Origin of the sequence: Sphingomonas sp. UYEF23 (genome assembly GCF_040546165.1) — a bacterium.
Classification (GTDB): Bacteria; Pseudomonadota; Alphaproteobacteria; order Sphingomonadales; family Sphingomonadaceae; genus Sphingomonas; species Sphingomonas glacialis.
The window spans coordinates 86256-108727 of the sequence record NZ_JBEPNG010000008.1 but is presented as its reverse complement, the minus strand read 5'-3'; the positions used below and the strand labels follow the sequence as shown (position 1 = coordinate 108727).

At 65.3% G+C, this 22472-nt stretch carries 23 protein-coding genes; 15 read left to right on the top strand and 8 right to left on the bottom strand.

Features of this window, described 5'->3' with window-relative positions; all coding sequences use genetic code 11:
• Positions 1-31: 31 nt before the first annotated feature.
• Both ABIB28_RS14800 and eno read right to left on the bottom strand, forming a co-directional pair.
• Positions 32-319 (bottom strand): FtsB family cell division protein, encoded by a 288-nt coding sequence (locus ABIB28_RS14800; RefSeq protein WP_133187283.1) that lies wholly within the window; start codon positions 317-319, stop codon positions 32-34.
• Positions 320-403: 84 nt separating this feature from the next.
• The gene (eno, locus tag ABIB28_RS14795) at positions 404-1681 is read right to left on the bottom strand and encodes a phosphopyruvate hydratase (RefSeq protein WP_189676826.1); all 1278 of its coding nucleotides are present in this window, start codon (positions 1679-1681) and stop codon (positions 404-406) included.
• Positions 1682-1829: 148 nt separating this feature from the next.
• On the opposite strand from eno, the gene ABIB28_RS14790 reads away from it, so the two are divergent.
• From ABIB28_RS14790 to ABIB28_RS14770, 5 genes are all read left to right on the top strand, one after another.
• On the top strand, positions 1830-2309 hold the full coding sequence (locus ABIB28_RS14790; RefSeq protein WP_133187279.1) for a hypothetical protein: 480 nt from the start codon (positions 1830-1832) through the stop codon (positions 2307-2309).
• Between the two features lie 23 nt (positions 2310-2332).
• The gene (locus ABIB28_RS14785) at positions 2333-2695 is read left to right on the top strand and encodes a phage holin family protein (RefSeq protein ID WP_354288871.1); all 363 of its coding nucleotides are present in this window, start codon (positions 2333-2335) and stop codon (positions 2693-2695) included.
• Complete coding sequence (locus ABIB28_RS14780; RefSeq protein WP_354288870.1) at positions 2692-2988, top strand: DUF3618 domain-containing protein; 297 nt, start codon at positions 2692-2694, stop codon at positions 2986-2988. Before ABIB28_RS14785 ends, ABIB28_RS14780 begins: the two co-directional genes overlap by 4 nt.
• Before the next feature lie 35 nt (positions 2989-3023).
• Positions 3024-3485 carry a hypothetical protein gene (locus ABIB28_RS14775; RefSeq protein ID WP_240699018.1) on the top strand — a complete coding sequence of 154 codons (462 nt, stop codon included), beginning with the start codon at positions 3024-3026 and terminating at the stop codon, positions 3483-3485.
• A gap of 80 nt (positions 3486-3565) precedes the next feature.
• Complete coding sequence (locus ABIB28_RS14770; protein WP_133187273.1) at positions 3566-3793, top strand: DUF4170 domain-containing protein; 228 nt, start codon at positions 3566-3568, stop codon at positions 3791-3793.
• A 139-nt stretch (positions 3794-3932) separates the two neighbouring features.
• On the opposite strand, the gene greA is transcribed toward ABIB28_RS14770, so the two are convergent.
• The 4 genes from greA to carA all read right to left on the bottom strand — a co-directional run bounded on the left by greA (position 3933) and on the right by carA (position 9791).
• Positions 3933-4409 (bottom strand): transcription elongation factor GreA, encoded by a 477-nt coding sequence (gene greA, locus ABIB28_RS14765; protein ID WP_133187271.1) that lies wholly within the window; start codon positions 4407-4409, stop codon positions 3933-3935.
• Between the two features lie 82 nt (positions 4410-4491).
• A complete protein-coding gene (carB, locus tag ABIB28_RS14760) occupies positions 4492-7851 on the bottom strand; it encodes a carbamoyl-phosphate synthase large subunit (RefSeq protein ID WP_354288869.1) in 3360 nt (1119 codons plus the stop codon).
• A gap of 1 nt (position 7852) precedes the next feature.
• Entirely contained in the window at positions 7853-8215 is a 363-nt protein-coding gene (locus tag ABIB28_RS14755; protein ID WP_133187267.1) for a ribonuclease E inhibitor RraB, read from the bottom strand.
• Positions 8216-8519: 304 nt separating this feature from the next.
• Positions 8520-9791 carry a glutamine-hydrolyzing carbamoyl-phosphate synthase small subunit gene (carA, locus tag ABIB28_RS14750; RefSeq protein ID WP_354288868.1) on the bottom strand — a complete coding sequence of 424 codons (1272 nt, stop codon included), beginning with the start codon at positions 9789-9791 and terminating at the stop codon, positions 8520-8522.
• 139 nt (positions 9792-9930) lie between these two features.
• Here carA and ABIB28_RS14745 point away from each other — a divergent pair, with 139 nt between their 5' ends.
• The 10 genes from ABIB28_RS14745 (at position 9931) to ABIB28_RS14700 (ending at position 20901) form a co-directional block, all read left to right on the top strand.
• Positions 9931-10383 (top strand): GatB/YqeY domain-containing protein, encoded by a 453-nt coding sequence (locus ABIB28_RS14745; protein ID WP_354288867.1) that lies wholly within the window; start codon positions 9931-9933, stop codon positions 10381-10383.
• Positions 10384-10486: 103 nt separating this feature from the next.
• The gene (locus ABIB28_RS14740; protein WP_354288866.1) at positions 10487-10912 is read left to right on the top strand and encodes a GIY-YIG nuclease family protein; all 426 of its coding nucleotides are present in this window, start codon (positions 10487-10489) and stop codon (positions 10910-10912) included.
• Entirely contained in the window at positions 10909-12786 is a 1878-nt protein-coding gene (gene dnaG / locus ABIB28_RS14735; protein ID WP_133187257.1) for a DNA primase, read from the top strand. The genes ABIB28_RS14740 and dnaG overlap by 4 nt, the downstream gene beginning before the upstream one ends.
• Complete coding sequence (rpoD, locus tag ABIB28_RS14730) at positions 12786-14813, top strand: RNA polymerase sigma factor RpoD (RefSeq protein WP_133187255.1); 2028 nt, start codon at positions 12786-12788, stop codon at positions 14811-14813. The genes dnaG and rpoD overlap by 1 nt, the downstream gene beginning before the upstream one ends.
• A 188-nt stretch (positions 14814-15001) precedes the next feature.
• Positions 15002-15895: a nitrogen regulation protein NR(II) gene (locus tag ABIB28_RS14725; RefSeq protein WP_354288865.1), complete on the top strand. Its 894-nt coding sequence runs from the start codon at positions 15002-15004 to the stop codon at positions 15893-15895.
• A 123-nt stretch (positions 15896-16018) separates the two neighbouring features.
• Positions 16019-16681: a DUF6975 family protein gene (locus ABIB28_RS14720; protein WP_354288864.1), complete on the top strand. Its 663-nt coding sequence runs from the start codon at positions 16019-16021 to the stop codon at positions 16679-16681.
• Between the two features lie 72 nt (positions 16682-16753).
• A complete protein-coding gene (locus tag ABIB28_RS14715; protein ID WP_133187249.1) occupies positions 16754-17608 on the top strand; it encodes an AAA family ATPase in 855 nt (284 codons plus the stop codon).
• A 99-nt stretch (positions 17609-17707) separates the two neighbouring features.
• The gene (locus tag ABIB28_RS14710; protein ID WP_189676814.1) at positions 17708-18271 is read left to right on the top strand and encodes a CHAP domain-containing protein; all 564 of its coding nucleotides are present in this window, start codon (positions 17708-17710) and stop codon (positions 18269-18271) included.
• Between the two features lie 59 nt (positions 18272-18330).
• Positions 18331-19713: a glycosyltransferase family protein gene (locus ABIB28_RS14705; protein ID WP_354288863.1), complete on the top strand. Its 1383-nt coding sequence runs from the start codon at positions 18331-18333 to the stop codon at positions 19711-19713.
• A 9-nt stretch (positions 19714-19722) separates the two neighbouring features.
• Positions 19723-20901: a vWA domain-containing protein gene (locus ABIB28_RS14700; protein WP_354288862.1), complete on the top strand. Its 1179-nt coding sequence runs from the start codon at positions 19723-19725 to the stop codon at positions 20899-20901.
• A 6-nt stretch (positions 20902-20907) separates the two neighbouring features.
• Here ABIB28_RS14700 and ABIB28_RS14695 read toward each other — a convergent pair whose 3' ends face one another.
• Complete coding sequence (locus ABIB28_RS14695; protein ID WP_354288861.1) at positions 20908-21051, bottom strand: hypothetical protein; 144 nt, start codon at positions 21049-21051, stop codon at positions 20908-20910.
• A gap of 154 nt (positions 21052-21205) precedes the next feature.
• Positions 21206-22402 (bottom strand): exo-beta-N-acetylmuramidase NamZ family protein, encoded by a 1197-nt coding sequence (locus tag ABIB28_RS14690; RefSeq protein ID WP_354288860.1) that lies wholly within the window; start codon positions 22400-22402, stop codon positions 21206-21208.
• Between the last annotated feature and the right edge of the window lie 70 nt (positions 22403-22472).

Here is a 22472-nt window from a genome sequence, read left to right as displayed (position 1 = left end):
TCCCCTGAAGGGGAGGGGCTTTAGGGCAGCGCTACTTGTCGAGCGGGACGATCACTTCGTCCTGATGCGCCACGCCGAGATCCTTGCGCGCAAGCTCATCAACCAGATCGGGATCGGCATGCCGCGGATCGAGCAGCTCGACGCGGTTCTTCAATTCGGTACGGTTGCGGTCGAGCATCGCGAGTTCGCGCTGCTTGACCGCCAACTGCCGCTCGATATCGCCATAGGCCAGCGCGCCGTTCGGCCCGAAGATCGCATACCCCCCGAAGAAGATACCGACGATCAGCAAAGCCGCCGGCGCAATCGCGCGGCGCAGCATCGGGCGGAGGGTTGAACGTTTCTTGACCACGGTCGCGACTCTGACTCATCGCGACTCGTGGATCAAGCCCGTATTTACCTCATGTTAAGCACGCAGGATGGAGCGACCGGCATACACGCCAGCCCCCTCGAGCTCCTCCTCGATGCGGATCAGCTGGTTGTACTTTGCAAGCCGGTCGGAGCGCGCGAGGCTGCCCGTCTTGATCTGCCCGCAATTGGTCGCGACAGCCAAATCGGCGATTGTCGAGTCTTCGGTCTCGCCCGAGCGGTGCGACATGACGGCGGTATAGCCCGCTCGTTGCGCCATCGATACGGCTTCGAGCGTTTCGGTGAGCGTACCGATCTGGTTCACCTTGACCAGCAGCGAGTTCGCCGTGCGGGTCTCGATGCCCTGCTTCAAGCGCTTCGGATTGGTCACGAAAAGGTCGTCGCCGACGAGCTGGACCTTGTCGCCGACCATGTCGGTAAGTGCTTTCCAGCCCTCCCAATCGTCTTCGCCCATACCGTCCTCGATCGAAAAAATCGGGTAGCGGCGCGTCAGGTCGGCAAGATATTCGGCCATTTCGTGACTGGAGAGGCTCTTGCCCTCGCCCGAAATCTCATACTTGCCGTTCTTGTAGAACTCGGTCGCGGCGCAATCGAGTGCCAGCATCACGTCGTCGCCCGGCGTGTAGCCCGCGGTTTCGATCGAGCGCAGGATGAATTCGATCGCTTCGTTGGTCGAGGCGATGTTGGGCGCAAAGCCGCCTTCGTCGCCGACCGACGTCGCCAGACCCTTGTCGTGCAGCGCCTTCTTGAGCGTATGGAAGATTTCCGACCCGCAGCGCACCGCCTCGATCATCGAGGTCGCGCCGACCGGCACGATCATGAATTCCTGGAAGTCGATCGGGTTGTCGGCATGCTCGCCGCCGTTGATGATGTTCATCATCGGCACCGGCAGGACATGCGCCGAAACACCGCCGACATAGCGATAGAGCGGCAACGTGCGCGCGTCCGCCGCGGCCTTGGCGACCGCGAGGCTGACGCCGAGGATTGCGTTGGCGCCCAGGCGGCTCTTGTTCTCGGTGCCGTCGAGCTCGATCATCACTTGGTCGATTTCGCGCTGATCCTCGGCCTCGAGGCCCATCACGGCGTCGGCGATCTCGCCATTCACGCCGTCGATCGCGTCCTCGACGCCCTTGCCGCCCCAACGGCTCTTGTCGCCGTCGCGCTTCTCGACCGCTTCGTGTGCGCCGGTCGAGGCGCCCGACGGCACCGCGGCGCGGCCGAAGCTGCCATCTTCGAGCATCACATCGACTTCGACGGTCGGATTGCCGCGACTGTCGAGGATCGTGCGGGCATGAATGTCGATGATTGCGGTCACGGAACGATCCTTCTAACGATATGGACGAGCGGTTCGCGCGTGCCTCTACCGGCTATCACGCGCCGCGGCAATTCGCGTGGATCTGATGGAACCGGCGGATACGCTGACCGGTTATCTTGTTTCGATATTCCAACGAAGGGCGCTTGTCATGGCTACCACCTCCGATTCCACCACTGCACACGACCATCTCGACGCAGCCAAGGACGCCGCGAAGACCGCGACCGACGAGGCCGTCAAGGCGACCTCGACTGCGTCGCAGCTGTTGAAGGACAGCGCGAGCAAGATCGGCAAGGAAGCCGTCGATCGCGCGAAGAGCTATGCCGAGGACGGCAAGGCCCGCGCTGGCGGTGCGCTCGATGAAGTCGTCAAGATGATCAACGATGCCGCGGGCACGGTCGACGAAAAGCTCGGCGAGCAGTACGGCGCCTATGCCCGTACCGCCGCGACCAAGGTCTCGGACTTCTCCGAAGGCCTCAAGGCCAAGCAGCTCGACGATCTGATCGAGGACGCGCGTGACTTCGTCCAGAAGAGCCCGGCGGTCGCGATCGGCACCGCAGCGGCGGTCGGTTTCGTGCTCGTCCGCCTGTTGCAGGCCGGGCTCGCCGCCGATCGTGACGACAAAGCTTGAGCGCAAGCGTTTCGGGGGCACCGATGAAGGACATAGCTAGCTCGGGCGTGGTGGCGGACGAAGGGATCGCCACCCTGCTCTCCCGCGTCGTCGGCGACGCACAGGACGTCGTGCGTAGCGAGATCGACTTGCAGAAGGCCAAGGTCGGCGCAAAGGTCGGCCAGGCCAAGAGCGGCGTCGTGCTGATCGTGGTCGCGCTGCTGCTCGCGAGCCTTGGCTCGACCGCGCTGGTCGTCGGCTTGCTGATGATCCTGACGCCGCTCATCGGGCCGGTCGCGGCAACCGCGATCGTGGCTGGCATTCCGCTCGTGCTCGCCGGCCTGCTCGGGTTCCTCGCGACCCGCCACTTCAAGCGGATCTTCGGATCTGCGGAGACGATCGCATGACCGGCCTCGATCCCAAAGTCGCGCTGGCCCAGGCCCGCGCGGATGCGGCACGCGCCCGACTGTCGACGACGGTCAGCGCGTTGCAGCACAAGGCCAGCCCGCAAGTGATGGCGCAGGATGTCGCCGACACGATCAAGGAACGCGGCATGGAAGCGATGGCGGTCGCGGTCGATACCGCCAAGCGCCAGCCGGTGCCGGTCGGCGTCGGGCTCGGGCTGCTCGGCCTGTTCCTCGCGCGCGGACAGATCGCAAAGCTGATCCGTCGCACAACCGCTTCAAAGCGCGAGAGTTAATCGCTCGCCACCCCATGACACAGAGGATCCCAGCGATGAAAGATGCCCACCCCCACGCCACATCCTCGAGCAAGCCGACGAGCGTCGAGTCGGTACGCGCGAGTGCGAGCCATGCGCTCGATACGACGACCGCTTCGGTCCGCGATCTGACCGGCAAGGCCGCAAGCGGGATCGAAGCAAATCCGATGTCGGCGCTCGTCGGCGGGATCGCGCTCGGCGCGGTCGTCGCGGCGTTCGTCCCGCGCACCGCGCAGGAGGCGCGCTTGCTCTCAACGGTCGGCCAGCGGCTGAGCAACACCGCATACGGCGCTGTCGATGCGGCGAAGGATACCGCGAAGTCCGAGCTCGGCGTGCTCGGCCTGTCGCGTGATTCGGCGCGCGATCAAGCCTCGCGTATCCTCGAGGGCGTGATCAAGGCGATCTCGACCGCAGCGCTCGCCGCGCTGACCGCCGCCAACGACACGTCGGCGGCCAAAAAGGCGCCAACGGGCGAATAATCCCGCCTCTACGGTTCCCGAAGGCGTGGTTCGCGACTAGGACGTCGCGAACCACGCCTTTTTATTTCGGGAAACCGCACATGAGCAAGCTCCACCTCGTCTTCGGCGGCCGCGTCGCTGATCCGCGCACGCTCGATTTCGACGATCTGTCGTCGATCGATATCGTCGGGGTGTTTCCGGATTATGCCAGCGCCGAAAAGGCCTGGCGCGCGGCCGCGCAGCGGACCGTCGACGACGCCGAGATGAAGTATGTCGTGGTGCATCTGCACCGCCTGCTGCAGCCGGATCTGCTCGCGCCGGGGGCGTGACTAAACTCCCTCTCCCGCTTGCGGGAGAGGGTGCCCGAGCGCAGCGAGGTCGGGTGAGGGCTGTATGCGAACAGCACTGCCCTCACCCTGCGCCGCCTTCGGCGTCTACCCCTCTCCCGCAAGCGGGAGAGGGAGATAATCAGATAAATTCGATCTTCGAGACGACGTAGTAGCGGTCGCCCGACGGCACCGTCACTTCGACCTCGTCCTCGAGCTTGCGGCCGATCAGCGCGCGGCCCAGCGGCGAATTGTACGAGATCCGACCGCCCTTGGCGTCGGCCTCGGTCTGGCCGACGATCTGATATTTGACCGGCTTGTCGTCCTCGTCGAGCAACGTCACGGTCGCGCCGAAGACCACCTTGTCGCCCGACAGATCCTTGGGATCGATGACCTGCGCGCGCGCGAGCTTGTCCTCGATGTCGCTGATCGAAGCTTCGATCTGGCCCTGGCGCTCCTTGGCGGCGTGATATTCGGCGTTCTCCGAGAGATCGCCGTGCGCACGCGCTTCCTCGATCGCGTCGACGATGGTCGGACGCTCCGCCTTAAGCCGTTTCAGATCCGCATTGAGCCGGTCATGACCCTCTTGCAGCATCGGCATCTTTTCGACGGTAGCCATCCCTCTTCGTCCTTCGTCTTCAAAATTCCCCGGTTGGCCGACCCGCCCTGGGCCCGCCCGCACGATGTTATGATGTGGGGAATTACTTGTGCGAGTGCGAATAATAGGATTGCAGCGGCCGTACTTCAAGGCTGCGTGTCGAAAGCGCGACGATTGCCTGTGCCGCCTCGACGCTTGCCGGCGCCGTGGTGAAGTACGGAATCTTCTGCGCGAGCGCCGAGCCGCGGATCGGCGAGCTGTCCTTGAGGCTCTGCCACCCCTCGGTGGTGTTGAAGATCAGGTCGATTCCGCCATCCTTGATCCGGTCGACGATGTGCGGCCGCCCCTGCGCCACCTTGTTGACGCGCTCGACGGTGACGCCGTGGTCGGTGAGGTAATCCGCGGTCCCGCCGGTCGCGACGATCGTGAAGCCATGCGCCGAGAGCGCGCGCACGCCCGGCAGGATGACCGGCTTGTCGCCGTCCTTGACGCTGACGAACAACGCGCCGCTCTTGGGCAGGACGGTCCCTGCCCCCAATTGCGACTTGGCGAAAGCAAGCGTGAAATCGGGATCGATTCCCATCACTTCGCCCGTGCTTTTCATTTCGGGTGACAGGACAGGATCGACACCGGGGAAACGGTTGAACGGGAAGACGGCTTCCTTGACCGCGTAATAGTCGATGTGGCGGTCGATCTTGGGCAAGTCGGCGAGCTTCTCGCCCGCCATCACGCGCGCGGCGATCTTGGCGATCGGTGCGCCGATCGCTTTCGCGACGAACGGCACGGTGCGCGAGGCTCGCGGGTTGACCTCGATGAGATAGACGAGGCCGTCCTTGACCGCGAACTGGATGTTCATCAGCCCGACCACCGACAACGCCTTGGCGAGCGCGACGGTCTGCCGCTCGATCTCGGCGATGATCTCAGGCGAGAGCGAGTAGGGCGGGATCGAGCAGGCGCTGTCACCCGAATGGACGCCGGCTTCCTCGATATGCTGGAGCACGCCCGCGACGGTCACGTCGGTGCCGTCGGAGATCGCATCGACATCGACCTCGATCGCATCGCGCAGATACTGATCGATGAGAACGGGTGATTCGCCCGACACCTGCACCGCGGTCTGGATATATTCCTCGAGCTGCGGACGACCGTCGACGATCTCCATCGCGCGGCCGCCCAGCACATAGCTCGGGCGCATCAGCACGGGATAGCCGATCCGCTCGGCAGCGACGATCGCCTCCTCGCGGCTGCGCGCGAGGCCGTTGGCGGGCTGGCGCAGGCCGAGCTTGTTGATGAGGGCTGCGAACCGCTCGCGGTCCTCGGCGAGATCGATCGCGTCGGGGCTGGTGCCGAGGATCGGGATCCCGGCATCCTGCAGCGCCTGTGCGAGGTTGAGCGGGGTCTGCCCGCCGAACTGCACGATCACGCCGTGGAGCGTGCCGTTCGACATCTCGACGTGCAGGATCTCGAGCACGTCCTCGGCGGTCAGCGGCTCGAAGTACAAGCGGTCGGAGGTATCATAGTCGGTCGACACCGTTTCCGGGTTGCAGTTGACCATGATCGTCTCATAGCCCGCGTCACCTAGCGCGAAGCAGGCATGGCAGCAGCAATAGTCGAACTCGATCCCCTGCCCGATCCGGTTCGGACCGCCGCCGAGGATGACGACCTTTTTCCGGTCGGTCGGCTGGCTCTCGCATTCGGGTTCGCCGAAGCTCGGCGCTTCGTAGGTCGAATACATATACGGCGTCTTGGCGTCGAATTCGGCCGCGCAAGTGTCGATCCGCTTGAACACCGGGCGCACGCCGAGCTTGTGGCGCGCCGCGCGCACCTCGGCCTCGGTCGTGCCGCCAGTCATCATCTGGACGACGTCGTGGATCAGCCCACCGCGCGCGGTGCCGCGCTCGCGCAGGTTCGCCGATTGCAGCGCGAGGAAGGCCAGGCGCTTGTCGCTGAAGCCCATCGCCTTGAGGCGCCGCATCCCCGCCGCATCGCGCGGCAAGCCATCGGTGCAGACCTCGTTCTCGGCCGCGACGATCTCGGCGATGCGTTCGAGGAACCACGGGTCGTACTTCGCGAGCGCATGCACCTCGGCGACGGTGAAGCCCTCGCGCAGCGCTTGTGCCGCGACGAGCAGCCGGTCGGGCGTGGCGATCGACAGCGCCGCCTCGATCTCCTCGCGCGGCGCACCGGCGAGGCGATCGACGATGTTGAAGCCCGAGAGCCCCGTCTCGAGCCCGCGGAGTGCCTTCTGCATCGATTCATGGATGTTGCGGCCGATCGCCATCACTTCGCCGACCGACTTCATCGCGGTCGACAGCACGGCTTCGGCGCCCTTGAACTTCTCGAACGCAAAGCGCGGGATCTTGGTGACGACATAATCGATCGTCGGCTCGAACGACGCCGGCGTCGCGCCGGTAATGTCGTTGGTGATCTCGTCGAGCGTATAGCCGACCGCCAGCTTGGCGGCGACCTTGGCGATCGGGAAGCCCGTCGCCTTCGATGCGAGCGCAGAGGAACGCGACACGCGCGGGTTCATCTCGATCACGATCAAGCGCCCGTCCTTCGGGTTGACCGCGAACTGCACGTTCGAGCCCCCGGTCTCGACGCCGATCTCGCGCAGGCACGCGATGCTCGCGTTGCGCATGATCTGATATTCCTTGTCGGTCAGCGTCAGCGCGGGCGCGACGGTGATCGAGTCGCCCGTATGGACGCCCATCGGATCGACATTCTCAATGGAACAAATGATGATGCAATTGTCGGCGCGGTCGCGCACGACTTCCATCTCATATTCCTTCCAGCCGATCAGCGATTCCTCGATCAGCACTTCGGTGGTCGGCGAAAGGTCGAGCCCGCTGCGCACGATGTTGAGGAATTCCTCGCGATTATAGGCGATGCCGCCGCCCGATCCGCCCATCGTGAAGCTCGGCCGGATGATCGCCGGCAGCCCGGTCCGCTCCAACCCGGCGAGCGCTTCCTCGACGGTGTGCGCGATCGCCGAGCGCGCGGATTCGAGACCGATCTTGGTCATCGCATCCTTGAACTTCAGCCGGTCCTCGGCCTTGTCGATCGCCTCGGCATCGGCGCCGATCATCTCGACATTGTACTTCGCGAGTGTGCCGTCGTTGAACAGCGCCAGCGCGGTGTTGAGCGCGGTCTGCCCGCCCATCGTCGGCAGCAGCGCCATCACGTCGTTCGGGCGCGCGGCGACTTCCTTGGCGATGATCTTCGCCACGATCTCGGGCGTGATCGGCTCGATATAGGTCGCGCCCTCGGCCTCGCTCCAGCCGACCAGCTCGGGGTCGGTCATGATCGTCGCCGGGTTCGAATTCACGAGGACGATGCGATAGCCCTCCTCGCGCAGCGCCTTGATCGCCTGCGTGCCCGAATAATCGAACTCGCACGCCTGGCCGATGACGATCGGCCCCGCGCCGATGACGAGGATGGTGGTGATGTCGGTGCGTTTTGGCATGTCAGCTCATCAGTCCGGTTTCGGCGGTGCAACCCCAGCCGTCATATTCCACGTCGTAGATCAGTTCGATCTGCAGGCAGCGCTTGGTCAGCGCACGGATCGCGGCTTCGTCCGAAGTCTGCTCGCAGCCGAGGAAGAGGCTGATCTCGCCCTCCTCATCCTCTTCGCGCTCGATCACTTCGAAGCCGAGTTCCTCGGCATCCTCCTCGAGCCGGTCGAGCGCGGGCTCGGACCCGCGGAAGCTCACGTCCACGGCGCGGACGATGTCCGAGCGGTCGCCATTCTCGGCGAGGCTGGCGAGCACCTCCTTGTCGGCGCTCCATTCTTCTTCGAGCCGGGCGGGATCGACGTCTGGGAGGGTCATCATTTGGCTCCGTCACTTTTATCGTATTGCTCGGTTCCAATAAAACCGAGTGTCACGCCGTGAAGTTTCTGTATTTCCGCCGCGACGCACCGAACTTTGGGGCTGTTCGCTCCCGGAAAATTCGGTCCGTCGGCGAAGTCGATCGTTGCGAGCCTCGATGAAACCGCGCGAAGCTTCATTGATTCGCCGAGAGTGCAGGTAACGTCGATGCGGTTCAGCTCTCGTTGAAGAGAAGCTCGGTCCGAATCCGAAGTTCCACCCGCTAGGAGAGCCAAAGCCGACGCAACGGAAAGAAGCTCTAAGGTCAACCCAACATCCCCACGAACTTCTCGAACAGATACAGGCTGTCCTGCGGGCCGGGGCTCGCTTCGGGGTGATATTGCACGCTGAACGCGGGCCGGTCGGTCAGCTCCAGGCCGGCGTTCGAGCCGTCGAACAGCGAGACGTGCGTCTCGCGCACGCTCGCCGGCAGGCTCGCGCGCTCGACCGCGAAGCCGTGGTTCATCGAGGTGATCTCGACCGCGCCATCGGACAAACGCTGCACCGGATGGTTGGCGCCGCGATGGCCCTGGAACATCTTGGTGGTGGTCGCGCCGACCGCGAGGCCGAGCAGCTGATGGCCGAGGCAAATGCCGAACAGCGGCTTGCCGGTCTCGAGCAGCTGCCGGATCACGGGGACGGCATAGATGCCGGTCGCGGCGGGGTCGCCGGGGCCGTTCGACAGGAAGATGCCGTCGGGGGCGAGCGCCATCACTTCGTCGAAGGTCGCGCCCGCGGGGACGACCGAGACGTCGGCGCCGGCCGCCACGAGGTTGCGGAAGATGTTGCGCTTCGAGCCGTAATCGATCGCGACGACGTGGGGGCGCTTGGGTGCAGGTTTCTCGACTTCGCTCGAAACGAACGGCTGGAGAGACGTGCTCGCGTCCGCGTTGAGCGGCGCACTCTCTTCTCCGTTCGTGTCGAGCGAAGTCGAGACACCGCTCTCCCCGTACCCCGCGCCCAGATTCCACACGCCGCCGGCCCAGCCGTAATCCATCGCGGTCGTCACTTCGATCGCGAGGTCCATGCCCTCCAACCCAGGCCACGCCTGCGCCTGCGCAAGCAACGCGGGCACGTCGAACACACCATCCGCCGCATGCGCGATCACCGCGTTCGGCGCGCCACCGCTACGGATCCGCCGCGTGAGAGCCCGCGTATCGACGCCCGACAGCCCGATCCGCCCGTGCTTGGCCATCCACGCATCGAGCCGCTCGACCGAACGGAAATTGCTCGGGCCGGTCACGTCCTCGCGCACGATCATGCCGAGCGCGTGGGGATTGTCGGCCTCGATATCGTCGGCATTGGCGCCGACATTGCCGATATGCGGAAACGTGAAGGTGACCATCTGCCCGGCAAAGCTCGGGTCGGTCATGATCTCCTGATAGCCCGTCATCGCGGTGTGGAAGCACACCTCGCCGACGGCCGCCCCTTCCGCGCCGAAGCCACGGCCCCACACGACCTCGCCGCTGGAGAGCACCAGCACGCCGGTGGCGCCTTCAGGAGCCTTGGACGCGGTCGTAGGATAGGCGTCGGCCATTGCGGCGGGCACTCCGTGTTAATTGTCGATGTCGCTAAGGGGCGGGAACTAGAAGTGCTCGGCCCCGAGGTCAATCTGATAAACGGGGCGTCGATCGGATAAACCCGCTAGGGTCTCCGCCACACGAAAAGGACCCGTAATGATTCGCGACGACATCAAGGCTGCCCTCATCACCGCGATGAAGGGCGGCGACAAGGCGACCACCGCAACCCTCCGCCTCGTCCAGAGCGCGATCAAGAATCGCGACATCGAGGCACGTACCGGCAAGGCGCCCGACGATGACGACGCGCTGGTGGTCGAAGTGCTGCAGAAGATGGTCAAGCAACGCCGCGAGTCGATCGAGATGTTCGTCAAGGGCGGGCGCCAGGAGCTCGCCGACGGCGAAGCGGCCGAGGTCGCGGTGATCGAGCGCTTCCTGCCGACGCAGATGGACGAAGCGGCGACCGCGGCGGCGATCGAGGCGATCAAGGCGGAGTTGGGGGCGAGCGGCATGAAGGACATGGGCCGCGTTATGGCGGAGCTGAAGGCGCGGCATGCGACGACGCTGGATATGAGCAAGGCGAGTGCGGCGGTGAAGGCGGCGCTTTCGTAATCGTCGACGGGAGGACGCGCTCCTCCACCGTTCGTTTCGAGCGAAGTCGAGAAACCGGCGACGGCGCTCGACACGAACGGCACGATGCGCGCATTATGGGCGCATGGCGTTTTGGGCATACATACTCCGCTGCTCCGACGGCAAATTCTACACGGGTCACACCGACAATCTCGATCGCCGAATTCGCGAGCACCAGACCGGCGGGCATTGTGAGTTCACTTCGCGGCGCATGCCGGTGGCATTGGTGTGGAGCGAATATTTCTCAAGCCGGATCGAAGCGCTCGAGGCCGAGCGGATGGTCGGCGGCTGGTCGCGCGCGAAGAAGGAGGCGTTGATCGCGGGAAATTGGTCCTTGGTGTCGCATTTCGCCCGCCCGCCGAAAGAGCGAACCGCCGCCCCAACAGACACCATTTGCTCCCCGTTTGTTTCGAGCGAAGTCGAGAAACCCGGCAGCAGCTCCGGTTTCTCGACTTCGCTCGAAACGAACGGATGGGCGGATGCTCCCTCAGTCGCAGAACCTCGCGCATGACCCTCTCCCCGCAATTCCTCGACGAACTCCGCGCGCGCACCCTGCTGTCGAGCTTGGTCGGCCAGACCACCAAGCTCCAGAAGGCCGGCCGTGAATGGCGCGCGTGCTGCCCGTTCCACAACGAGAAGACCCCGTCGTTCTACGTCAACGACGACAAGGGCTTCTACCATTGCTTCGGCTGCTCGGCGCATGGCGACGCGATCCGCTGGATGACCGACCAGCGCGGCCTGCCCTTCATGGATGCCGTCAAGGAACTCGCGCAAAACGCCGGGATGGAACTCCCGGCGATGGACCCGCGCGCCGCCGAGAAGGCCGAGGCCGCCAAGGGCCTGCACGAGGCGTGCGCCGACGCCGCCAGCTGGTTCACCGACCAGCTCAACGGCCTGGCGGGCGCCACCGCGCGCGACATTCTCGCCAAGCGCGGGATCAAGCCCGAGACCGCGCGCGAGTTCGGGCTCGGCTTCGCCCCCGATTCGCGCGGGAGCCTCAAGGGCGCGCTGAAAGACTATGGCGACCCGCTGCTGGTCGAAGCGGGCCTGCTCATCAAGGTCGAGGAAAAGACCCCATACGATCGCTTCCGCGGCCGCCTGATGATCCCGATCCGCGACCCGCGCGGCCGCACGATCGCGTTCGGCGGGCGGATCATCGGCGATGGCGAGCCGAAATATCTCAACTCCCCCGAGACCCCGCTCTTCGACAAGGGCCGCACGCTCTACAATCTCGACAAGGCGGCACCCGCCACCCGGAAAACCGGCCGAGTGCTGGTGGTCGAGGGCTATATGGACGTCATCGCGCTCGCCCAGGCGGGGTTCCGCGAGGCGGTCGCCCCGCTCGGCACCGCGCTGACCGAAGCGCAGCTCGAGCGGCTGTGGCGGCTCGCCGAGGTCCCGATCCTGTGCTTCGACGGCGACAGCGCGGGGCAGAAGGCCGCGATCCGCGCCGCGCACCGTGCCACTCCCCTGCTCCAGCCCGGCCGCAGCCTCGCCTTCGTCACGCTCCCGCCGGGCGTCGATCCCGACGATCTCGTCCGCACCAAGGGCCCCGGCGCGCTCGAAGCGCTGCTCGCCAAGCCCGAGCCGCTGGTCGACCGGCTGTGGGCGAGCGAATTCGCCGCCGAACCGCTCACCACCCCCGAACAGCGCGCCGGCCTTAAGCAACGCCTCACCGAGATCGCCAACACCATCGCCGATGCCAATGTGAAATCGGAATATATCGCCGAATTCCGCCGCCGCACCGACGCGCTCAACGCCCGCCCGCCCCGCGCGCCGTTCGTGCCCCGCCCGCAAGGCGGTGGCGGGCGCAAAGGCAACCAGCCGTGGAAGCCCGCCCCCGGCCCGGTCGGCGACGGCGCCAAGGGCATCCACGCGCGCGGCATGGACGGCGTGCTGACCAAACCGGTGCTGATCGGCCTGCTCCGCCATCCGACCGAAATCGGGCGCCATATCGGTGAGCTGAGCCGCCTCACCATCACCGATCACCGCCTCTCGCACCTGCTCGATGCGATGATTGATGCAGCGCTCGAAGAACAGACGCTTGATAGTGAGCGCCTTCTTACCATATTGGCCACATCTGGATTTGATATAATCGCGCACGATCTGTTGCGGGCCGACCAACTCATGTGTTCGTTCACCCAAAGAGATGCCGAGCCCGCCAGGGCACGCGAGGAGCTCGATGAGGCGATCGCGATCCTGGTGGCGCGGCCTGAAGTGGACGCGGCTCTGGCCGAAGCGACGGCGATGATGCAGACCGATTATTCGGATGAGGCGTTCGAGCGGCAAGTGTCGCTCGTGAAGGAACAACAGGCTCTGGACGCGCGACTCGCCAATCTGGTGCAGTCGAACGAGGACGCCAGGGCTTTTGCTGAGGGCAGTTGATGGCGAAGACGGATATGGCGGATGTCGGTGAAACCACCGAGGGTAGCGATGCGCCGCTGATCGATTTGAACGATGCGTCGATCAAGAAGGTGATCGCCCGCGCCAAGAAGCGTGGCTACATCACCTACGAGCAGCTCAACGAAGCGCTCCCGCAGGGCGAGATGTCGTCCGACCAGATCGAGGACATCAGCGCCGCGCTGAGCGAAATGGGCATCAACATCGTCGAGAATGACGAGCAGGGCGAAGAAGGCGACGAGCAGCCCAAGCAGGACGACGAGGACGATGCCGAGACGGCCGAGCCGGGCGAAGACGCCGGACCCGCGCTCGACGTCAAGAAGAAGGAAGTCATCGATCGCACCGACGATCCGGTGCGGATGTACCTGCGCGAGATGGGCGCGGTCGAATTGCTCAGCCGCGAGGGCGAAATTGCGATCGCCAAGCGGATCGAGGCCGGCCGCGACACGATGATCCTGGGTCTGTGCGAATCGCCGATCACCTTCAACGCGATCATCGATTGGTCGACCGCGCTCAACGAGGGCACGATGCAGCTGCGCGAGATCATGGATCTCGACGCGATGCTGTCGAAGGATCCGGCGCCTGAGGCGATGGCCGAAGCCGAAGAGGGCGACGGCGAGATTTCCGAAAAGAACGCCGGCCCGTCGTTCAAGGAAGAGGCCGAGCCCGAAGAGCCGTCGGTCGACGAGGACGAGGATGGCGAGCGCCGCACCCCGCGCGCGTCGGACGACGAGGAAGAGGACAACACCCTCAGCCTCGCGCAGATGGAAGAGCAGCTGAAACCCATCGCGCTCGAACGCTTCGCCAACATCACCGCGCTCTACAAGAAGTTCTCCAAGATCCAGCAATCGCGCCTCGACGCGATGGCGGGCGGCGGCGAACTGTCGAGCGGCGACGAGAAGAAGTATCACAAGCTGCGCGAGGAGCTGACGGCCGAGGTCGAGAGCGTCCAGTTTCACAACGCCAAGATCGAATATCTGGTCGACCAGCTCTATGCCTTCAACCGGCGCCTGACCGCGCTGGGCGGCCAGATGCTGCGCCTTGCCGAGCGCCACAAGGTGCCGCGCAAGGACTTCCTCGATCGTTACATCGGCCACGAGCTCGACGAGCAGTTCCTCCCGTCGGTCGCCAAGATCGACAAGAAGTGGACCGCCTTCGTCACCAACGAGAGCGACGCCGCCGACCGTATCCGCACCGAGATTTCGGAGATCAGCCAGGCCACCGGCATGGCGCTCACCGAGTTCCGTCGCATCGTCAACATGGTCCAGAAGGGCGAGCGCGAGGCGCGTATCGCCAAGAAGGAAATGGTCGAGGCGAACCTGCGGCTCGTGATCTCGATCGCCAAGAAGTACACGAATCGCGGCCTGCAGTTCCTGGATCTGATCCAGGAGGGCAATATCGGCCTGATGAAGGCGGTCGATAAGTTCGAGTATCGCCGCGGCTACAAGTTCAGCACCTATGCGACGTGGTGGATCCGTCAGGCGATCACCCGCTCGATCGCCGATCAGGCGCGCACCATTCGTATCCCGGTGCACATGATCGAGACGATCAACAAGCTGGTGCGCACCAGCCGCCAGTTCCTCCACGAGCAGGGCCGCGAGCCCACGCCCGAGGAAATGGCCGAGCGGCTGTCGATGCCGCTCGAGAAGGTCCGCAAGGTGATGAAGATCGCCAAGGAGCCGATCAGCCTCGAGACGCCGATCGGCGACGAGGAGGATTCGCACCTCGGCGATTTCATCGAGGACAAGAACGCGATCATCCCGGTCGATGCCGCGATCCAGGCGAACCTCAAGGAAACCGTCACGCGCGTGCTGGCGTCGCTCACCCCGCGCGAGGAGCGCGTGCTGCGGATGCGCTTCGGGATCGGCATGAACACCGACCACACGCTCGAAGAAGTCGGCCAGCAATTCTCGGTCACGCGCGAGCGTATTCGCCAGATCGAGGCGAAGGCGCTGCGCAAGCTCAAGCATCCGAGCCGCAGTCGCAAGATGCGGTCGTTCCTCGATCAATAAGCCAGACGGCAGCGGTGGCCCGGCGCCAGCGCTGCCGCTTTGCCGGGCGCGGCCGGGCAACCGCTCCGTCGCAATACCGTCAGATACGCGATTTGCGTACCGCCGACCTTCGCAAATCCGCCGCAAGATGGGTCCATTTCGGCGTGACCGTGTGACGGCAGCGGCGACTTTTGCGTACGCCTTGCGCGATGTCGTCGCACCCCGCCCTCGCCGCTGACCAGCTCGTCACCGCCTCGGACCTCGTGCGCCATTTCGGCGCGTGGCAGGAGCGCGCCGCGCGTGCCCCGCTCTATATCCTCCATCACGGTCGCCCGCGCTTCGTGCTGACCTCGATCGAGACGATGGATGCGCTGTGCGCGGCGCAACCATCGCTGCCTGCTCCAACGCCCATCGATGCGATCGCGGTGCTCGATGCGATCGGCGACTCGGTGCTCGTCGCCGATTGGTCGGGCGCGATCCTCGGTTCGAGCCGGGCGGCGCGCGCGTATTTCGGCGTCCTGGCGCGGCCGGGCGCGCCCGTCGATGCGATCGTGCCGCCGGGCGTCCGCGCGACGCTTGCCGCGGCGATCCGCCAAGTGATCGACCGCGGCATCGGCGAGCGGCTCGAAATCGCCTCGGCGGCGCGCGCGGGGCGGATGCTGTTGCTCGCAATCGAGCCGGCCGGTGGCGGCGTCGCGATCATCGCTCAAGACGCGACACGCGATCGCGACTCGCGCGCAGCGCACGCTACCAGCGCGGCGCTCGCCGTCGCCGGAATCGCGACCGTAACACTCGATCCCGACGGCATGCTCGGCGAGCCGATCAGCGGGGCGTTCGGTGCGATGCTCGACCTCGCTTCTGCGGTGCCGTTCCAGCAGCGCTTCGCCGCTTTCTTCGCAACGGACGAACGCCCCGCGTTCGAGGCGGCGCTCGCCGACGCGCTCGGCGGCAAGGCGACCGCCCCGCTCGACAGCGCTCTGCTCCGCGCCGCCCATCCGGCGCTTCGCGTCCGGATTGCGCTCGCGCCGATCCGCCGCGATGGCGCGATCGTCGGCGCGGTCGCGGTGATCGTTGCCGCGTGTCAGATCAGCGATCTGGTTTAGGTACCCTTAACTGCCTCTAAACCAGCTCTTTACGCGGTTCGGTATATCCCTTTGTTGCACTCCCCGCAGCGAACAACGCCCGCGCCACTTCCGGCTCGGGGCAAGAGGGACAATACGGAGCTCATGGCGATCGCATCCAATCATTCCACGACAGCGGCAGACGCAGGCTGCATCGCGGCCTTGGCGATCGACGACGGCGTTGCCGGGCACACGCTGTTCCGGCGGCTGTCGGCGCCTGGCGCTGCCGGGCGCGACCTCGCCGATGCCGTGCACGCCTTGTGCTCGGTCCACGGCCGGCTCAACGATCTGTTCGACGAAGCCGCGCGGCGCAGCGTGGCCGAACTCGACAATCGCTGGATCGCCGCGGCCGCCGCGGGCTTCCAGCTCGAACGCGGCTACCTCGCGCATCTGACGGCCGCGGTCGGGCCACTGCCATCGACACCGGGCCAGGCCGAGAGCGACGCCGCCTTCGCCGCGATGCGCCATACCTTCGACATGCTCGCGCGGTCGGATCGCGCGGGCTGCTCGACTGGCGCGGCGCTCGCGCTGGTGATCGACTGGCACGCCTTCCGCGCAATCCTCGATGCGGCGGCGCGCCGTGCCGGCTCGACGATCGCCGCGACGCAGCTCCCCGACATCGCCGAAACCGAGACGATCGCCGAAGGCCAAGGCGCCAGCGCTGCGGTCCGCCGCGCGATGGTGTTCGGTGCGCAACAAACCTTCGCGCAGCATCGTGGCCTGTGCGACTTGATCGAGGCGCGCGCGATCGCGCGCGATCGGCTCTAGCCGCAGCTTGCACTGCGCCCCCGTTTCCCTCTATCGCCGTACCCGGTATTCAAATGAAACGGGATTGCAGCGATGAAGCGTTTCGAGGGCACACAGGGCTATGTCGCGACAGACGACCTCAAGGTCGCCGTCAACGCCGCCGTCACGCTGCGCCGGCCGCTGCTCGTCAAGGGCGAGCCCGGCACCGGCAAGACGGTGCTTGCCTACGAAATCGCCAAGGCGCTGGGTGCCGAGCTGATCGAGTGGAACATCAAGTCGACCACCAAGGCACAACAGGGTCTGTACGAATATGACGCTGTCGCGCGGCTACGCGACGGTCAGCTCGGCGACGAACGGGTCCACGACATCGCCAATTACATCCGCCGCGGCAAATTGTGGGAAGCCTTCACGCGCGACACGCCCCCCGTCCTGCTGATCGACGAGATCGACAAGGCCGACATCGAATTCCCCAACGATCTGTTGCAGGAACTCGATCGCATGGAATTCCATGTCTACGAGACCAAGGAGACGGTCCGCGCGGTCGAGCGCCCGATCGTCATCATCACCAGCAACAACGAGAAGGAACTGCCCGACGCGTTCCTGCGCCGCTGCTTCTTCCACTACATCAAATTTCCCGACCGTGCGACGATGCAGGCGATCGTCGACGTCCACTTCCCCGGCATCCAGAAGATCCTCGTCAACCGCGCGATGGATATCTTCTACGACGTGCGCGACGTCCCCGGCCTCAAGAAGAAGCCGAGCACGAGCGAATTGCTCGACTGGCTCAAGCTGCTGCTCCATGAGGACATGCCGCTCGACGTGTTGCAGAATCGCGACCCGACCAAGGCGATCCCGCCGCTGCACGGTGCGCTGCTCAAGAACGAGCAGGACGTGATGCTGTTCGAACGCCTCGCCTTCATGGCAAAGCGGCAGCAGAACAAGGGCTGAGCGGTTGACCGCGCGCGGTCCGGTCGAACGATGGTAACCTCAGCTTAAACCCTTTCCCGTTACGCGGTCTTTGGGGGGCACCCGGTATCGGATGCCTGTATGCGTAACCTTTTTCCCTTGCTGTTCGCGGCCGCGCTGCTGCCGCTCGGTATGCCCGCAGGCGCGAAGACCTCGCTGCTCGACTATGTCGGCCAGTGCGTACCGTTCGCGCGCGCGGCCTCGGGCATCGCGATCTATGGCGACGCCTGGACCTGGTGGACGCAAGCCGCGGGACGGTATCAGCGCGGCGATATCCCCCGCCCTGGCGCGGTGATCGTGTTCGAACGCACGTCGCGGCTGCCGCTCGGCCATGTCGCGGTGATCAGTCGGGTGGTCGACAGCCATGTCGTGATGGTGACGCACGCCAATTGGTCGCGCCAGAACGGCGAACGCGGCCATGCCGAGCAGGACGTCACGCTCACCGACGTTTCGCCACGCGGCGACTGGAGCGCGGTCAAGGTGTGGTACCGCGACATGGATGGCCTGGGGAGCACGATCTACCCGACCTACGGCTTCGTTTATGGCAGCACGCTCGATCATGGCAGCCGCGCCCAGCCCGCCCCCGAACTCACCGGACGCGATCCCGATTATGTCGGCGCGCTGATCGACTCGTACGTTCGGTAAAGCGTTAACCATCGCGCAACATCGCGTCGCTAGACCCGCCGTATCGGGGGGCGTATCGGGTGCAGCGGCAATTTTCCTTCTTCCTCGCGGCGATCATGCTGCTTGGCCTCGGCCTGCGAACCGCCGCGGCGACGGGCGGGCTGTGGCTCGATGAAGCGTGGTCCGCCGAGCTCGCGCACATGGCGGGGACGCCGCTCGGGGTTTTCCTCAAGATCAATCACGACAACAATCACCATCTCAATTCGCTATGGTTGCAGTTCGTCGGCTTCGACGCGCCCCCATTGCTGCAGCGCGCGCTGTCTATCGTCGCTGGCACACTGGCGATCCCCGTCGCCGCGGAGATCTTTCGCCGACGCAGCCACGGCATCGCGCTGATCGCAGCGCTGCTGTTCGCCGTCTCGCCGATGGTCGTGACGATGGGATCGGAAGCGCGCGGCTATGCGGGCATGTCGCTCGCCTTGCTCCTCGCGATCCTGCTCATCGATCGCTGGCTGGTCGACGAACGCGGCGAGCGTACGCGGATGCGGCTGGCCTTGTGCTTTGCGCTCGGCGCGCTGTCGCAACTGACGATGCTGTTCGGCTGCGTTGCCCTGATCGGCTGGGTGTTCTTGACGCTGCACGCGCGACACGGCGTGGTCGTGGCCGCGAGGCGGGCGCTCGTCCTGTTCTTTCCAGCGGTGATCACGCTCGGCATCGTGCTCGGCGTCCTCGCCGGGGCGGCCTTGGCCAGCCCGCTGGGATTTCAATTCGGCGATTACAAACCGTTCGAGCTTCTGCTCTTCCTCCACGCGATCGTCGAAATGCTCGGCTACACGATTGGCTGGCCGATCGTTTCGCTCTGGCTGATGCCCGCCGCGCTGATCCTGGTGGTTCTGGCGCGGCGTCTCGGCACCGACCGCGCGATCTTCTATACGCTTGCGATAGCGGCGTTTCCGGTGACCCTCGCCATCCTCCACGCCGGCAATCCCGGGCACCCGCGCTATTACCTGGTGGCAGCGCTTGCCTTGCTGTTGCTGATCGCCGAGGCCAGCGGAACGATGATCGCGCGGGGCGGGTGGCACCGCGGACTCGCTTTGCTCGCGCTGGCAGGAATAACCGCCGGCAGCCTGTGGCAGGATGTCGACCTCATCCGCAACCAGCGCGGAGACCCCACCCAAGCGATCATCGCGATGCGCGCGCGCGCGCCGCGCGGTGGCGTGGTCGTCATCGACCGCTGGATGGGACAAGCGATGCTCGAGGTTGCCGCAGCGCATCTGCACTACCCGATCACGGTCCTGGCCCCCGGTTGCAAGCCCGTCCGCTTCCTGTTCGTCGATCGGTTCAAGGGCGAGACCTTCCCGGTCGATCCGGTGCGATGCGGGGTACGCTATCGCGCCTTTGCGTCCGCGCGCGCGCATGGCCTGTCGGGATCTCACTGGACACTGTACGAGCGCCGGCCCTAGCATGGCGCCATGTTCCTAAATTTCCTCGACGAGCTCCGCGCAGCCGGCATCCCCGCCAGCCTCAAGGAGCATCTGCTCCTGCTCGAGGCGCTCGACGCCGAAGTGATCGACCGCACGCCCGAGGATTTCTATTATCTGTCGCGCGCCGTCTACGTGAAGGACGAGGGGCTGCTCGACAAGTTCGACCAGGTCTTCGCCAAGGTGTTCAAGGGCATCGCCACCACCTTCGGCCAGACCAGCGCCGATATCCCCGCCGACTGGTTGAAGGCCGTCGCCGAGAAATATCTCAGCCCTGAGGAAATGGCGAAGATCGAATCGCTCGGGTCGTGGGACGAGATCATGGAGACGCTCAAGAAGCGGCTCGACGAGCAGCACGAGCGCCACCAGGGCGGCAGCAAGTGGATCGGCACCGGCGGCACCAGCCCGTACGGCAATAGCGGCTACAATCCCGAGGGCGTCCGCATCGGCGGCGAATCGACGCACAAGCGCGCGCTGAAAGTGTGGGACCAGCGCGACTTCAAGAATCTCGACAACACGAAGGAGCTCGGCACCCGCAACATCAAGATCGCGCTGCGCCGCCTGCGCAAGTTCGCGCGCGAGGGCGCGGCGGACGAGCTCGATATCGACGCGACGATCAGCGGCACCGCGCGGCAGGGCTGGCTCGACGTCGTGATGCGCGCCGAGCGGCGCAATGCGGTCAAGCTGCTGCTGTTCCTCGACGTCGGCGGATCGATGGACCCGTGGGTCAAGCTCTGCGAGGAGCTGTTCTCGGCGGCGACGACCGAGTTCAAGAACCTCGAATTCTTCTATTTCCACAATTGCCCGTACGAAGGCGTGTGGAAGGACAATACGCGCCGCTTTTCCGAGCGTACGCCGATGTGGGACGTGCTCCACAAGTTCGGCCACGACTATAAGCTCGTGTTCGTCGGCGACGCTTCGATGAGCCCGTACGAGATCACGCATCCCGGCGGCTCGGTCGAGCATTTCAACGAGGAATCGGGTGCGGTGTGGATGCACCGGCTGACCAACACCTACCCAGCGGCTGTGTGGCTCAACCCGATCCCCGAACAGCAATGGGGCTATTCGCAGAGCCTGCGCATCATCCGCGAGCTGATGACCGACCGGATGTACCCGCTGACGCTCGCCGGACTCGACGACGCGATGCGCGAGTTGACGCGCAAGCGGTGAGCCGGGTCAGGCAGGCATCGCCTGGAGTTTCTGCAGATAGGTCTCGGCGAGGACGAGGCGGCGCTGGCGGCCCTCCTCGGTAACCGCGCGAGCGGCGGCAAGGCGTTCTGCGACGACACGGCGCATGTAGAAGTGACGATCGGATTCCACGACGTTTCTCCGGCACACGATACGACCCCCCCGGGCCGGCAATCGATAGAATTGTCATGGAATACCGAGGGATGAAGCGCCACCTTCGAATCCCGTCACACGTCCGAGTCGTTGCGCAAGCGCGACGAAACGAGTGTCGTATCCGTCCTATCGCTCAATAGAGCAGGAAACGCGCCCGCGACTCGGCCCAATCGGCCTCGTCGGGCTGTGTCATCGCGTCCAAGTCACGCGGCGTCGCTGCCGAGTCGTCGGTCCATTCGCGCAAGCCCGGGCCGCCATTGATCACGTCGATCGGCAATTTCCCAAAGGCATATTCGTACGGAAAATCGCGCCACAGATCGTAATCGGGATACAGCCCACGGATCGCCTTGAACGCCAGCGCCTGGACGCGCCACGGACGGAACGCGGCGTGATGATAGCCCGGACCCTCCGCATGGATGTGAACGCCGTTGCACAAGGTCTTCACATGCTTGTGGAAAGTCGGCTCGAACCAGATGTCGCGCAGCTGGCAGCCATCGAGCCATTCGGGCGCCAGCCGACGCATTTCGGCCACGACCGCGCGGGCGTCGATATCGGGGGCGCCGAACAGTTCGAGCGGACGCGTCGTGCCGCGGCCTTCGGACAGCGTCGTGCCCTCGAGCATCACCGTGCCGGGGTAAGCGCGCGCCATCATCACGTTGGGGGCGTTGGGGCTGGGGTTGATCCACACGCGGTCGCTCGGCCAGCCGAAACCCGGCGCGACGTCGGGCTGCCAGCCCTCCATTTCGATGACGCGATAGTCGACGTCGAGCTTGAGCAGGTCGATGAACCAATGGCCGAGCTCGCCCATCGTCAGCCCGTGGCGCATCGGCATCGGCCCGGCGCCAACGAAGCTCTCCCAGCCGGGGCGCAGCGTCAGCCCCTCGATCGGCCGGCCGATCGGGTTGGGGCGGTCGAGCACCCACACCGTCTTGCCGTGCTCGGCGGCGGCCTCGAGCACGTAGCGCAGCGTGGTGATGAAGGTGTAGATCCGCGTGCCGAGATCCTGCAGATCGACCAGCATCACGTCGAACGTGCTCATCGACTGCCCGGTGGGTTTGCGCACTTCGCCGTACAGGCTGAACACCGGCATGCCGTAAGTCGGATCGGTGAAGTCGGGCGATTCGACCATATTGTCCTGCAGATCGCCGCGCACACCGTGCTGCGGGCCGAACATCGCGGTGACGTTCAGACCCTCGGCGATCAGCGCATCGACCGAATGCGTCAGGTCGGCGGTGACCGAAGCGGGATGCGCGAGCAAAGCAACGCGCTTGCCTTCGAGCGGGGCGCGCAAGGCGGGGTCGGCGAGGAGGCGATCGATACCGAATTTCATGGGTCAAAGGTCTCGCTGGTTCGTCCGTTCCCCGGCGAAGGCCGGGGCCCAGTCGCGGAACAGCGGTTTG

Excerpts from the sequence above, each read along its gene's own strand:
- ABIB28_RS14800 (WP_133187283.1), bottom strand. The coding sequence starts at position 319 with ATGCTGCGCCGCGCGATTGCGCCGGCGGCTTTGCTGATCGTCGGTATC.
- ABIB28_RS14790 (WP_133187279.1), top strand. The coding sequence starts at position 1,830 with ATGGCTACCACCTCCGATTCCACCACTGCACACGACCATCTCGACGCA.
- ABIB28_RS14770 (WP_133187273.1), top strand. The coding sequence starts at position 3,566 with ATGAGCAAGCTCCACCTCGTCTTCGGCGGCCGCGTCGCTGATCCGCGC.
- ABIB28_RS14710 (WP_189676814.1), top strand. The coding sequence starts at position 17,708 with ATGCGTAACCTTTTTCCCTTGCTGTTCGCGGCCGCGCTGCTGCCGCTC.
- ABIB28_RS14775 (WP_240699018.1), top strand. The coding sequence starts at position 3,024 with ATGAAAGATGCCCACCCCCACGCCACATCCTCGAGCAAGCCGACGAGC.
- ABIB28_RS14700 (WP_354288862.1), top strand. The coding sequence starts at position 19,723 with ATGTTCCTAAATTTCCTCGACGAGCTCCGCGCAGCCGGCATCCCCGCC.
- greA (WP_133187271.1), bottom strand. The coding sequence starts at position 4,409 with ATGGCTACCGTCGAAAAGATGCCGATGCTGCAAGAGGGTCATGACCGG.
- ABIB28_RS14780 (WP_354288870.1), top strand. The coding sequence starts at position 2,692 with ATGACCGGCCTCGATCCCAAAGTCGCGCTGGCCCAGGCCCGCGCGGAT.
- ABIB28_RS14755 (WP_133187267.1), bottom strand. The coding sequence starts at position 8,215 with ATGACCCTCCCAGACGTCGATCCCGCCCGGCTCGAAGAAGAATGGAGC.
- carA (WP_354288868.1), bottom strand. The coding sequence starts at position 9,791 with ATGGCCGACGCCTATCCTACGACCGCGTCCAAGGCTCCTGAAGGCGCC.
- ABIB28_RS14740 (WP_354288866.1), top strand. The coding sequence starts at position 10,487 with ATGGCGTTTTGGGCATACATACTCCGCTGCTCCGACGGCAAATTCTAC.
- carB (WP_354288869.1), bottom strand. The coding sequence starts at position 7,851 with ATGCCAAAACGCACCGACATCACCACCATCCTCGTCATCGGCGCGGGG.
- ABIB28_RS14745 (WP_354288867.1), top strand. The coding sequence starts at position 9,931 with ATGATTCGCGACGACATCAAGGCTGCCCTCATCACCGCGATGAAGGGC.
- ABIB28_RS14785 (WP_354288871.1), top strand. The coding sequence starts at position 2,333 with ATGAAGGACATAGCTAGCTCGGGCGTGGTGGCGGACGAAGGGATCGCC.
- ABIB28_RS14690 (WP_354288860.1), bottom strand. The coding sequence starts at position 22,402 with ATGAAATTCGGTATCGATCGCCTCCTCGCCGACCCCGCCTTGCGCGCC.
- ABIB28_RS14715 (WP_133187249.1), top strand. The coding sequence starts at position 16,754 with ATGAAGCGTTTCGAGGGCACACAGGGCTATGTCGCGACAGACGACCTC.
- dnaG (WP_133187257.1), top strand. The coding sequence starts at position 10,909 with ATGACCCTCTCCCCGCAATTCCTCGACGAACTCCGCGCGCGCACCCTG.
- ABIB28_RS14725 (WP_354288865.1), top strand. The coding sequence starts at position 15,002 with ATGTCGTCGCACCCCGCCCTCGCCGCTGACCAGCTCGTCACCGCCTCG.
- rpoD (WP_133187255.1), top strand. The coding sequence starts at position 12,786 with ATGGCGAAGACGGATATGGCGGATGTCGGTGAAACCACCGAGGGTAGC.
- ABIB28_RS14720 (WP_354288864.1), top strand. The coding sequence starts at position 16,019 with ATGGCGATCGCATCCAATCATTCCACGACAGCGGCAGACGCAGGCTGC.